Here is a 13080-nt window from a genome sequence, read left to right as displayed (position 1 = left end):
CTACTTCCCTATAGCCAAAAATCATTCCAAAATCTGAACATTGGTTCCTTTTGTATGGGCATTCATCTGCGGTGCATAGTAATTCTGCATCGTGGTGATTCCATTAGAGAACTTCCCTGCCGCATTGGAGATCACGTCATATTCAAAGACGTATTTTCCTTTTGGCATGTATTGGATGTAGAAATTCGTGGAAGCATCTTTGGTAGACTGATAGTAGCCTAAACTGTTTTTCCACTGGTAACCGGACAATACATCTGTAGGTTCAAATCCAGCCGCACGCATATCTTTAATGTGAATGAATTCCATTGCTCTGTCTGTATTCAGAATCATTCTTACGGTTACTTTATCGCCTATTTTTAAAGGCTTATCCGCTGAAATTTTCTGAAGTTCTTCTCCGTTTACCGTTTTTACTTTTTTGTAAAGTTCTTTGGTAACGGAAATGTAGTTTTCAGAAGATTTGATTTTATCCAGATCTTCATAATACTGCCAGAACAATCCTCCCTGTACAATTCCGGGACCAGGTTTGGTAACGGTAACGGTTCCTAAGTTTTTGTCTACCACATCAGTTTTCACTGTTGATTTTACATAGCCTGTCGCCTGTGTTTGCGGAGCCAATTCTTTTCCACCCCAAACGATGGTTGCTTTATCACTTTCCGCAGATGTCCAGGATTTACCTGAGTTCAAGATGGTAAAGATGACTTCTGAAGTCCCTCTTGAGCTTCCCCATGAATTCACTTCCTTCTGGGTGATCAGCCATATTTTCATGTCTTCGATGAATTTCTGATCGTTGGATTTTAATTTATTAAATGCCTCTAAAGCTCCTGCATGATTCACTACTTTAGATCCAAACCATCCCCAGTCGTTCAGGTTTTGTTTCCAGTAAACACCCTGAGTTTTTGTATCAGTGGATGTTTCTTTCAGGTAGTTCATTAATTTATCTGAAACGTCTTTTAAGCCATAGTCATTCATTAATAAAGCGGCACGATGGAGTCCGAAGAAAGTGAAATCTGTGATCTTCGCTGTTTTCGCTTTCTGTTTCACCAGTGTTTTCAATGAGGCTCCTTTTCCTTTTAAAGGGTATTGTTTTTCCCAATAGTTTCGGGTATCAAGATAGTCTATCGCCCAGTTGTTCCAGATATTATCTTTCTTCGCATCCCAGTATTTATCGATTTCATTATCTGCATACTGAACCAGTTTAGTAATCAATTCCTGCTGATCCGCGCTCTGATAATCTTTCGCATTATCTTTTAACCAGGTATTGATCTTACCCAGGTTTTTAAGAATATAGAGAGACGTTCCGTAAGAACTTGGATAGCCGGGATACCATGAGAATCCACCGTCCGGATTCTGCAGTTTTTTAAGATCACTCCAATCCTGATTGATCGAGTTCCTCATTGTATTGGCATCAAATAAGAGAGCCAGTTTCTGCATTTGCTCGCCTTCATTTTTACTTTCGAGCACCCAGGGAGTTTCTTCCAGTAAAAGTTGTTTCAGTTCCTGATTCTTTTCAAGATTTGAATTGAGCAGTCCTTTATTCTGATATTCTTCAAAAACGGTTTTCATTTTTGGGTTGGCCTTAAAGATCTCAGAAGCGAGTACATCGGCAAACCACTTGTTGAAGATCACATCGGCAGAGCTGTTCTGATCGTTTTTCAGACTTGGCAATGCAAACATGATTTCCCAGATTGGATTCGTGGTTAATTCCAGTGTATTCGACACATTGGTCATTGTTGTAGAGTTTGAGTTTTTAAGGTTATCCAAAACAAAGGTTTTCGTTTCACCTTCTTTCACAAAAACCGGTACAGCATCCGTCACCAGCATTCTGTTCGGAAGTATGGCAATCGCCTGCTGTTCACCATCTGAATACGCTCCTGCTTTGGCTACTACTTTTAATATAATGGAAGATACATTATTCGGAACTTTTAATTTCCATGTTAACGCACTGTTTCCTTTTTCATTTAAACTAAAATTCTGCGTTCCGGCATTGATTCCGAATTGAGAAGAAATATTTTCATTCGTAAAGGCATCCAGAATCTGAAGTTCTGCTGAACCGCTTAGTTTTTTATCGGTAAGATTGGACAGTTTCGACTGAAGATTAAGTTCGTCTCCTTCTCTAAGGAATCTTGGATAATTTGGAGTCACTGAGAATTCTTTCTGTGTCACCACCTGTTTTTCCAGTACTGCCGCTCTGGCATCTTTCGTGTGAGCCAGGAACATCAGCTTCCATTTTGTTAAGGCTTCAGGAGAAGTGAATTCAAAGCTTACATTTCCTTCTGCATCGGTTTTCAGATCAGGATAGAAGAATGCGGTTTCGTTTAAGTTCTGACGTACGGGAACTTTTTCTAAGTTTTCCTTTACTTCTGCAATTTCATTTAAAGATCCTGCTGCATCAGCCTGCGCTTCTTCTACTCCTACCGCTACTTCCATTTTTCTCACCATTTTAGCCTGTGCTGCAACTGGTGCCGGAGGCGCTGGTGCATAAGCCGGTGCTTTGACTCCCTCCTGATTAAACTGGCCACTTACTGTATAAATCTGATTACTCATTTGATAGATATCGCCATCCAACCAGTTAAAATTGGGTATATCTACATATTTTCCATTGTAATACTTCAATCTTTTCTGATAGTATTGTTGTAGCAGATACTGTCTGATGTCGTAAGAGGTAACAATAGAATAGGGTTCATATAAATTCTGCCAGCTGAATGTATTCACTGCAAACTGATCCAGTGACATGTCGTACATATTGGCCAAGACTTCTGCATTGACTTTTTCTTTATCGCTTCCTGAAACTTTTACCGTCCATTTTTCTTTGGAGTTCGGTTCCAGTTTATCTCTGAATGTTACTGTTTCAATTTTTACAGGTTGTTCAGTATCTTTTATTTTTAAAGTCACCGCCTGCGTCTGTACATCATTGAATGCTGCAATCTGGAACTGAAGATTTAATGTGGATACGCCTTTGTCTTTAGGAATATCTGTCGTGTATTCCAAAACACCTTTTTTCAGCTGATGTACTTCAGACACTGTTTTTCCTGAACCGTCCTGAACAAACACATTCACAAGAGCATCAGGAATTGCTGAATACACGTATACTTTAGCCTTCTCCCCTCTTGAAAATTCATTTTTAGGCTCGATAACGGTCAGGAAGGTTTTTTGCGAAGGTTTTAAAGATCCTTTATCCCAGATGCTGAAATTCTGAGATGATTTTATCGTGTCTTTCCCTTCGATATTGTAGAGCTCCAACTGATAATCACCTGCTTCCAGTTTTCCTAAATCCAATTCTGTAACGGGCTGCTGTTGCTTTTCAGAAATCACCTTTTCTGCTTTCCAGTTTTTGGTTTCTTCGTTTTTATCAAACAGATCGTGCGGGAATTTGCTGATGAACTCTTCCTCGGTATATTTCGGAAGATCCTGCACTTCCTGGGCGAAGTTATCCCTGAAGATTCTGTTTGGAGTCTGAAGTTTTGAGAGTTTAACGTTGTAAGATTTTTTAAGATCCTGTTCGTTGTAATTCAAGGTTTCTACCTTTAATTTTACATTTTCATCACTGAATGTATTTTTGATTGCGTCTGCTTTAATGTAGTGTGACACTGAAGCTACTTTCAGCTGGGTATTGGCAGACTGCGTTTCTCCGTTAATATCCGTTACCGAAGCATTAATCTCATAGTTATCAATCTGGATTCCTTCCAGCTTTTCATCTTTTTTAAGATCAAGACGGATAACGAATTCTCCTTTCTCGTTGGTTTTAGCTTCGCCAAGAATCGAGTTTTCATTATCGTTTCCACGAGGGTACCACCAGAAATATCTCCATCTGATGTTTTGTTTTTTGATCTCATAATTAACGGTCGTATTGCTCAGAGCGACTCCTGAAAACATCATTGCTTTTCCTTTCAGTTCAATGGTCTGTCCGTATTTGTATTCTTCTTTTACAGGATCGAACGTCACTTCGAACTTCGGTCTCTTATATTCCTCAACCCTGATGTCTTTATTACCCTGAGATCCTTCATCGGTTCTTAAGTAGAAAACACCGTTCAACTGGCCTTTAGGAAGAATAAAACTTCCGTGATAAGATCCGAACTCATTGGTGGTGAAGTTCTGGGAAGAAACTTCCTGGCTGTTGGCATCCAGAAGGGTGATTTTTTGTTTTAAACCTGAGGTTACAGATTCTGCTTCTTTATTAATTTTTGTATTAATGACTTTGAAATAAACGGTCTGTCCCGGTCTGTAGATCGCCCGGTCCGTAAAGATCTGAGCGAGGGTACGGGTTTGTTTATTGGGATTGTAATTTTCTGCATTTCCGTTGTTTCCATAGACCTGCATGATCTGGAAATCATTGGTTTTAGGCTGGCTGATCAAAAATGTTCTGTAATATTCACTGCTGGCTGTGGAAGGGAATTTAAAAACACCGTTCGCATCAGTTTTTCCGTCGATTTTATTTAAGGTTTTATTGGCAACAAATTCATAGAATGTAAGACTTTCATTAGCAGCAGGCTTTCCATTTTCACTGTTGACTAATTTCAACGCATTGGAGAGCTGGTTTCTGTCTGTTTTTGTTTGGTAGATCACTCTGTTTCCAGAAACAAGGAAGTAGAAATTTTGTCTTGCATTGCTGTCCTTTGCATCAGATCCTGCTACGGAATATTCCGCAACATAGATTCCGGAGGGAAGAGACTTGATCTCCAGTGAGGTTTTATGCATCTGATAATCTTTCGCGTCACCAAGCTGGAAAGTTTCTTTTCTGACAAGATTTTTTTTCACATTCCTAAAAGTATTGTTGTAAGAATTCTGTACATATTGCATCAATGTTGTCAGGTCTTCTTTTACTTCATAAATGTTTAATGAAAATTCTTTCACGTTCTTATGGTCCGCTACAAAATGAACAGGCAGATTATTCTGGGTCTGCTGCTCGTATTTAATCGTGAGCAAAGGATTCGTGATCTGATTCTCTTTATTTTTTATGTTTTCAATAAATGGCGACTTCGGATATTGTTTTTTCGCCTGATCAGCAATAGCCAAAGCCTCTTTATCTTTCTTTTTAGCAATCAGTTCGTTCATGATGTCTTCCATGACGATCACCTTGTAATCTCCTTCTGCATCAGATTTCAAAAGGCTCTGAAGCTGTTCCAGTTTGTCTTTGCACTGATTGTAATTACAGTTTTCCGTGAGCTTTTCCTTCATGAAATACAGCTTAGGATTTCCGCTGTTCTGAGCAATCAGTTCATCAAAAGTGGAATTGATCTGTGTTCTGTTTTCCGCCAGTTCATTTTTTGTAAAAAGACTGTTTTCGGAAAGAAAACTGATCTTTTTCATAGAATACCAATCCATTAAAGTCGGGAAATAGGCTATATCCTTGCTATCGGTAAAAATAGCTTTGTACTTCGTCAGAATCACCTTCTTCATGTCCTGCTTCTGCTGGTCAAGTTCCTGATAACTTTTTTTCAGGTAGTTTTTAAAATCAAGTTTGCTCCAGGTTTCAATCTGTGACAATTCCTGTGTATTAACATTCGTTCTTGATTCTATTTCCCACGAATGCTGATTATAATAATCCATGAAAAATCCGTTCAGAAGAATGGTATATAAGAGTTTTTCTTCACCTTTCAATTGCGCATCAGCACCTTGAAGTTTTGTGAAAAATTTGGAAGCAGCATCATTCTTTTCGTCGTCTACTGTCAGATTCACAATACTGAATTCCGCTTTCAGGGAACGGATGAGCTGAATAGCATTATTTTCTTTCATGGCATGGTTTTGTAGTTCTAAAATGATGGGAAGATTAGATTTATAGTTACCTTTTGCACTGTTGTCAGTCACTTTTTTCCATTGGTCGTCATAATATTTTTGCGCCGAAACAATGGAAAAGCTCAGCATTAGAAGCAAAAGCATAAAAATCTTGGAAAATCTTTTCATATATGTTATTTTTGATAAATGAATGTCTTAAAAATACTGAAAAAAACTGTCATTGACAGCCAGCTATATGTCTCCCTGATGGGAACTTTTTTTGCAGTATTTTTTATGAAAGAGCAAAACACATTCCGTTTCCCTACAATTCTATTAATTTTCATCACTTATTTCAGCGGATATATTTACACTAAATATCAGTATACCAAGCACTTTTTCAAAATACTGCTTCTGAATGCAGCAGCCGGCGTTATCTGTGCTTTTCTCATCATCCATAATCACAATGAGGTAAGACTTCTGAAATGGTTTATTATTGTCGTTCTGGGACTTTTGTATAATAGTTTTTTCCTTGATGTTTATATCAGGAAAATTCCACTGCTGAAAGTATTTTATGTGGGGCTGGTGTGGGCGCTGGTCAACTGCTGGCTCACGCTTCCTGAATTCAGTATTCCCTTATTTATGATAAGTTTCTTTTACATTACAGCGCTGGTGCTTCCTTTTGATATCCGTGATATGAAAAGTGATACGGTTCAAACTTTTCCAAAGCTCATCGGTGTTCAGAATACGAAATATATAGCCTACATTCTGGTCTTCATCAGTATCATGATCGCCATTTTTTATCTTAAAATGATCTATGGCGCTGCATTTTTCTTTTCCGGAATTATTACGTTTATTCTTATCTATTTCTCTGAAAATAAAAGAGATGACACTTATTTTTCTTTCTGGATAGAAACATGCTCTGCACTTCCTTTTTTATTTCTGCTAATATTGGAGTATTTTTGACGAATGATTATCAAAAAGCTTTCCCTTTATAATTTCAAAAACCATTCGGAGAAGAAGTTCGAATTTTCTCCGCAGATTAACTGTTTTGTGGGAAACAATGGTGCCGGAAAGACCAATATCCTGGATGCACTTCATTATTTATCGGTAGGAAAAAGTTTTTTAGGAAATACAGATGCCAACAACATCAAAAGGGAGGAAGATTTCTTCACGATTGATGCTGAGATTCAGAATGAAGACAGTGAAGATGTGATTAAAATCTCTCAGCCGAAAGAAGCTAAAAAGATCATTAAAAAGAATGATAAAAGCTATGACAGGCTTGCAGATCACATCGGATATCTGCCGAGCGTCATGATTTCACCCTATGATTCCAATCTGATTTCGGATTCTGGAGAAAGCAGGCGAAAATTTCTGGATTCCATGATTTCCCAGACAGATTCGGAATATCTTTTTGATCTGATACAATATCAAAAAACAGTACAGCAAAGAAACGCACTGCTGAAATATTTTGCCAAAAACAGGACCTGGGACAAGGATTCACTGGAAATCTATGATGCTCCGATCAGTAAGTACGGAACCCGTATTTTTATCAAAAGAAGAAACTTTGTTGAGAAGCTCGGCCCCATCGTTCAGAATTTTTACAGGATTATTTCAGGAGGAAAGGAAACCGTTTCGGTACAGTACCAGTCTGACCTCAGTGAAAGTTTTAGCGCTGCAGATCCTGAAAGGGCTTTTCAGATGCTTTTAACAGAAAGCCTTGATAAAGACCGGATGCTTACCTACACTTCAAAAGGAATTCACAAAGATGACCTTCTATTTGAAATGGATCAGGTTTTGATCAAGAAAATAGGTTCGCAGGGACAGCAGAAATCTTTTCTGATTTCGTTAAAGCTCGCACAGATGAGCCTTGTCAAAGAATTAACGAAGAAGACTCCCATCCTTCTGCTGGATGATATCTTTGATAAGCTTGATGATACGCGGGTTTCACAGCTAATCGAGCTGGTTAATCAGGAAAGTTTCGGACAGATCTTTATAACGGATACTCACAGGGAACGTACGGAAAGTGTCGTGAAGAAGATTAATGAAGAGAGTATAATTTTTGAATTATGATTAAAAATATCACTTTCCTGATCATTTTGCTGTTATTTTCTTTATCATTTGCACAGAAAAGAAAAGCACCGCCCGCTCCTAATGAAGCAGGTAGCAGTTTCATTAAAAAAAATTTTAAACCCAAACCGTTTTCCAATAGTATTAAAAGCTTTCCTTTTAAAAAAACCTCCAAAATAAAACTGATATCCTACAATCTGGATTTTAAGAGAGAACCTTTTGATACCCCTCCACCTCCTGATGATTCTTTGGCCATAAAGAAATACGAAAACAGAAAGAAACCTGTTCGTTTAGAAACTATTCTTGGGACTGAAAATCTGAATGGCATTCAGCAGCAAAAGAATTTGAATCTTTTGGAAATCCGGCAGCTGACTGATATCATGCATAATACCTGTAGCAGATATACCACAGGACTGTTATCCGAATCAGGATGTTATTTTCCCAGAAATGCGGTATTGTTTTATGATGAAAATGATCAGGTTTTCGCATATCTCGAACTATGTTTTGAGTGCGATGGAAATAAGCAAGAACCAAAGAATCTATTTGAAGAAGATTTTTATTGTGAGAATATTTACGGACTGCTGGAAAAGTTCTTTAATACAGCAGGAATCAAAACCCAATACTTAGAGGTAAAATGAAAAGGAATAAAAAACGTGAATTTCAATCCTCAGAACTCGTAAAATCTTTTGCGAGGATTCATGGCTTTGAGCATAAGCTGATTGCTTTTGAAATTAAAGATTTCCTTGGAGAATATCTTGATGAAAGTCTTTTTAATGAAATCAGAAGCGTTGGCATTGAAGATAAATGCATCATCATCAAAATAGATTCTCCTCTTCTCAAACACGATTTCCAAATGCGTAAAAGTTTTTATCTTAAAAAGTTTCAGGACAAGTTTGGAGAGGATCAATTCAATGATATCCGTATTTTATAGGTTTATTTTTCATTGAATTAATCCATGATATTGGATTTAATATTATATTTGAAAACAATATTAAATCACCTAAACATGAAAAAATCAATTAAAAAACTAAGCAGAGAAAATTTAAGCCAGATTATGGGCTCCGGAGTAAAAATATGCTGTGAGGCTAATTGTGACACTGGGGAATGTTTATCTTATGCTACCCTCCCGAACAGATGTCCATCACCGGATATTTGCTGGTAATTTATATTTGACAGATATATACAAAACAAAAAATGCTCCCTGAAAGGAGCATTTTCACTTATATGCATATTAGATGGCTGTAAAATAATTTAATGTTCTTCAGACTTATTGGTAAGAGTGCTGCTCATCAGGTCATCCGCTTTTTTATCCAATCCTGAACTCAGGGGAATGAAAAATTTGAATGGATGCTTTACAAAATACCTGAAAATTTCTTTGTAGATCTCACTTACCTGCCCAAAGTTCATTTTTCTTGATCTGAATGCCAGAAACATGGATAAACTGAAACTTACCAGAAAGTTGAAGAATCCTATGAGGAAAACGGTAACGAAAGATATCCAGAACGTATAAGAGTCTACTGAAAAATCCTTCCCGTAAAGGCCTAAAGCAAAGTTTCCTGCAGCAAACGTAATGTGTCTGATATCAAGGTCCAGTCCGAAGAAAAGACCGACTGGTGCTGTTGCTCCCAAAAATACCCCAAACCAGAAATTGGACACGATTCCCGGCCAGTTTTTAGCATAATATTTAGACAAACTTTTGGCGAATTTTTTACCCAGAAAATTTCTGATCGAAAGGTTTTTTGCAATCCTCTCCGGAATCTGATAAAATACAGAGTTGTTCCCTATATTTCCTGAAATAATTCCTGAAATAAAAAGATAGAAACCCGCGATACTGGCATGTAATATAGCTTTCGATTTAAACGGATCGAGATCTTTTAATAATTTATCTGATCTTTCAACGGCCAAATTCTGTGAGAAAAAGACATCGAGACCATAGATGATCGCCAGAGCAATTGGAAAGGACAGCAGTACATTTCCTACGAAGGCGATGAACTGGCTTCTGAAAAGCTTGGATACAAGATGGGCAAATTCAGTGTTATTCCGTTTGTTGTTCCCTTCTTCTGACAGTACTTTGGTCATGGTCGCGGCAGTCATTGCGGGCTGCTTGGTGGCCAGGGTAAAGCCCATCAGATAGATCATCACAAACCCCATCGCATAGTTCATGGAATATAAAAACGCATGGGAAAAATCACTTCCGGGAATATACCCGTAAAGCATTTTCAAAACGCAGAGTGCACCAACAATAATTCCACCACCACTGGCTTTGTAAAACATCGTCATATACTCTTTACGGGTAGAAGTGATGTAGTGGGTTCCTGTTTCGGCGGTGTGATTGGTAATAAGGTGAGAGATCAGACGCGTACTGTCGTTGATCAGGTCTGCAATATTATTTTTATGGGATTTATAATTCAGAATATTAAAAATCAACTGCTTTGATTTGATGGTAACATCCTGTTCATTATCAATCACAAGAAGCTGTACAATCTCGTAGATCCTTTCCGTTTGCTGGCGGATCTTAAGAAGAGACTGGTTGATTTTGCCCGAAATTCCATATTTAGCAGAATTTTTAAAAGCAATATTGACAAATTCGTGACAGTGTTCTGTATAGATCTTGATCTGTTTGTAGCGGCTGTCTTTGGAGTTCAGCTGCAGTTCCGGATCTTTTTTAAGGTCCTCTGTAAGTGCTTCCAACTCGTTCTGAAGAGCAAGAAACGGATTGTCGAGATTTCTGTATTGCGGAGCCATTCTTACGACCTCCACTTCCATCGCCATTCCTGTTACACGCCAGGAAAGAATGCTCATCGAGAAGATCAGCTCTTTTTTGACATTGGGTTTGATGATGAAATCTGAAGCTCCCAGAAGGCCTAAAAACTCATCCATTTCATTTTCAGGAAGATTATTGAGGAACGCCAGATCTTTTTTGGGTCTCAGGCTGACGTTATCAATCATGTACCACACCGTTTTTTCGTTTTCTACGGGCGGCAGTACTTTATTCAGGATTCTTTTCTTAAGTTCCGGAAAGAAGGCGTTTTCTGAAAGAATATTAGCTTCGGTCAGGGAAAGATTGAAAGGTCTTTCTTTAAAAACATTGTGGATGTAATGTTTAAAATTTTCAGCAAAATTCGGGTTGTTTCTCAGAAAATTCAGAACATCCGTAAAATCTGACCTTTTAACGCTCTCTAAAAATTCGGCAAAAGGTTCTAACGAATGGGTCTCGTTCTTAAAAGAGAAATATTTTTTAAGAACTGATTCAAAATTTGTGCTGGAATTAAAAAATTTCATTAGTACAAAGATACTATTTCAAACTCACATTCCTCATCTGTCTCATGATCCAATTGTGTTTCTTTCTTAAATAAGGGGATGGATTTTTAGGATCATATTTCTTTGGATTGGGCAATACAGCGGCGATCCAGGCTGCATCTGAAGCACTTAGATCTTTGGATGATTTTCCAAAATAATACTGAGCCGCGGCTTCTACTCCAAACACGCCCTGCCCCATTTCAATGGAATTCAGGTATCTTTCCAAAATAATATCCTTATTCCACACCTTCTCAATAATGAAAGTATACATGGCTTCCAGTCCTTTTCTGAACCAGCTTCTGCCCTGCCAGAGAAATACATTTTTTGCAGTCTGCTGTGAAATGGTGCTTCCTCCACGGATTTTTTTTCCTTTCTCATTATTCTTCATTGCCTTTTCAATAGCGGTATAATCAAACCCGTTATGGTCAAAGAATTTCTGATCTTCAGAAGCGATCACTGCTTTTTTGACATTATTTCCCATTTCGTCATAGGAAATATAGTCTCTGTGCAGTTTTCCGAATTCAAAAATGCCTCCTATCTGCGTGATGGTAATGGGAGGATTAAAAAACCTGCCCCAGATAATGAAGACCACATTCAGAACAAGAACGATGAAAATAAGCTGTTTAATTTTTTTCCACATAATTTTTTGTAAAAAGGAACTGCAAAAATAAACAATTCTTCGAGTTATTGAAGCTCTTTCATGTAGGTAAGCTGATATTCCGGAAGAAGTTCAGGATGGAAGATCTTGATGTAATCTTTCAGGATCAGGTCTGCTCTCACTGCCCCGCTTTCGAAAAAGTCGTTGGCTTTATTTTTTTCTTTTCCTGCGATCGTGTAGATTTTTCCTTTATTGAATACTTCCAGTTTTCCGTAGAAAGGATTGGTACCCAGCATTTCTTTTTTAGAGGTATGACTTCCTGCATTCACCCAATACTGTACGCCGGGTGACTTGGCATAGACTTCTTCAAAGCTCATGGTCAGAGACTTTTCTTCTTTATTGTCTTTCATGATGTAAGCAGCATTGGCATCACTGATATAATTTGCTACCGATGTTTTTCCACCCGGCAGATACCAGATATCGCCATACATTTCATTGGCAAGCACTACAGGTTTATCTTTTGCTTTTAAGGCCAGCTGCTTCAGGTCGCTGTAATTCTTTTCAATTTCTTTATATTTTGCTTCAGCTTCTTTCTCTTTTCCGAAAAATTCTCCGAAAAGTTTAATGTAAGCCGTTTTCTGCAACGGAAGCTGCTCCATGTACTCATCCAGAAAAACAACCTGAATTCCATTATTTTTCAGCAATTGATACGCGTTATCAAAGCTTGCAATATAGTTGGTGAAAATAGCATCCGGCTTCATGGAAATGATCTTTTCTACATCATACTTCTGCTCGCTTCCTACATTCTGGATTTTCCCCTGCTTCAAAAGATTCTGAATTTTCTCCGAATAAATGTATTCCGGACTTGAAACACCTATGATCAGATCTTCGGCTCCCAATTCGGAAATATACCCGGCCATGCTCGCATTTAAAAGGATGATTTTCTTAAATGGAGTCTGATTTTGCTTAAAATTATAGGTAAAATTCCCCGACTTCAACTCCAAAAGACCGTCATGTTCCTTAAATTGGGTACGGTTTGAGATTTGAGTCCAGTCTGAGGACGAAATTTTTTGTTCTCTTTTACAGGAGATTAGCGCTATAACTGTAAATAAAAGTAAAATTCTCTGTTTCATCTTTCAAAGAACGGAAAAAAGTGCTATATTTGCAAACCTTAAAACATCAAGGAAACGACGGCCTCGTGGCGCAACTGAATAGCGCATCTGATTACGGCTCAGAAGGTTACAGGTTTGAATCCTGTCGAGGTCACAAAAACAACAGGTTAACAATTAGATCAAGCTCATTTCAACGTATGAAGTGTCGTGATTTAGGGGTTAACCTGTTTTCTTTTATCCCTTTGTCATAAAGCCGTCACAACGATTCTGGTCATTTCTTTAATCTTAAAA

8 protein-coding genes and 1 tRNA gene are annotated in these 13080 nt (G+C 37.9%); 5 read left to right on the top strand and 4 right to left on the bottom strand.

Going from position 1 to position 13080, the window contains the following annotated elements; all coding sequences use genetic code 11:
* Window positions 1-21 precede the first annotated feature (21 nt).
* Window positions 22-5901 carry an alpha-2-macroglobulin family protein gene (locus EG346_RS15905; RefSeq protein WP_123879975.1) on the bottom strand — a complete coding sequence of 1960 codons (5880 nt, stop codon included), beginning with the start codon at window positions 5899-5901 and terminating at the stop codon, window positions 22-24.
* Between the two features lie 18 nt (window positions 5902-5919).
* Between EG346_RS15905 and EG346_RS15900 the strand changes: the two genes are divergently transcribed.
* The 4 genes from EG346_RS15900 to EG346_RS15885 are packed head-to-tail and all read left to right on the top strand — an operon-like array spanning window position 5920 to window position 8710.
* Window positions 5920-6675 carry a UbiA prenyltransferase family protein gene (locus tag EG346_RS15900; protein ID WP_123879973.1) on the top strand — a complete coding sequence of 252 codons (756 nt, stop codon included), beginning with the start codon at window positions 5920-5922 and terminating at the stop codon, window positions 6673-6675.
* Window positions 6676-6678: 3 nt separating this feature from the next.
* Window positions 6679-7782, top strand: coding sequence for a DNA replication/repair protein RecF (gene recF, locus EG346_RS15895; protein ID WP_073335308.1), 1104 nt, complete (start codon window positions 6679-6681; stop codon window positions 7780-7782).
* Window positions 7779-8417 carry a hypothetical protein gene (locus tag EG346_RS15890; RefSeq protein ID WP_073335309.1) on the top strand — a complete coding sequence of 213 codons (639 nt, stop codon included), beginning with the start codon at window positions 7779-7781 and terminating at the stop codon, window positions 8415-8417. The genes recF and EG346_RS15890 overlap by 4 nt, the downstream gene beginning before the upstream one ends.
* Entirely contained in the window at window positions 8414-8710 is a 297-nt protein-coding gene (locus tag EG346_RS15885) for a DciA family protein (RefSeq protein WP_123879971.1), read from the top strand. Before EG346_RS15890 ends, EG346_RS15885 begins: the two co-directional genes overlap by 4 nt.
* A gap of 320 nt (window positions 8711-9030) precedes the next feature.
* Here the strand turns inward: EG346_RS15885 and EG346_RS15880 are convergent, their stop codons facing one another.
* From EG346_RS15880 to EG346_RS15870, 3 genes are read right to left on the bottom strand one after another with little or no spacing between them, the layout of a single operon-like run.
* Window positions 9031-11061, bottom strand: a complete 2031-nt coding sequence (locus EG346_RS15880) for a transporter-like protein (protein ID WP_073335311.1) — start codon at window positions 11059-11061, stop codon at window positions 9031-9033.
* 13 nt (window positions 11062-11074) lie between these two features.
* Entirely contained in the window at window positions 11075-11719 is a 645-nt protein-coding gene (gene mtgA / locus EG346_RS15875; RefSeq protein ID WP_123879969.1) for a monofunctional biosynthetic peptidoglycan transglycosylase, read from the bottom strand.
* A 44-nt stretch (window positions 11720-11763) separates the two neighbouring features.
* On the bottom strand, window positions 11764-12810 hold the full coding sequence (locus EG346_RS15870) for an ABC transporter substrate-binding protein (RefSeq protein ID WP_123879967.1): 1047 nt from the start codon (window positions 12808-12810) through the stop codon (window positions 11764-11766).
* Window positions 12811-12869: 59 nt separating this feature from the next.
* Here EG346_RS15870 and EG346_RS15865 point away from each other — a divergent pair.
* A tRNA-Arg gene (locus EG346_RS15865) sits at window positions 12870-12943 on the top strand.
* Window positions 12944-13080 lie beyond the last annotated feature (137 nt).

Source organism: Chryseobacterium carnipullorum (assembly GCF_003815695.1).
GTDB lineage: Bacteria > Bacteroidota > Bacteroidia > Flavobacteriales > Weeksellaceae > Chryseobacterium > Chryseobacterium carnipullorum.
This window is presented reverse-complemented; position numbering and strand designations above follow the sequence as displayed.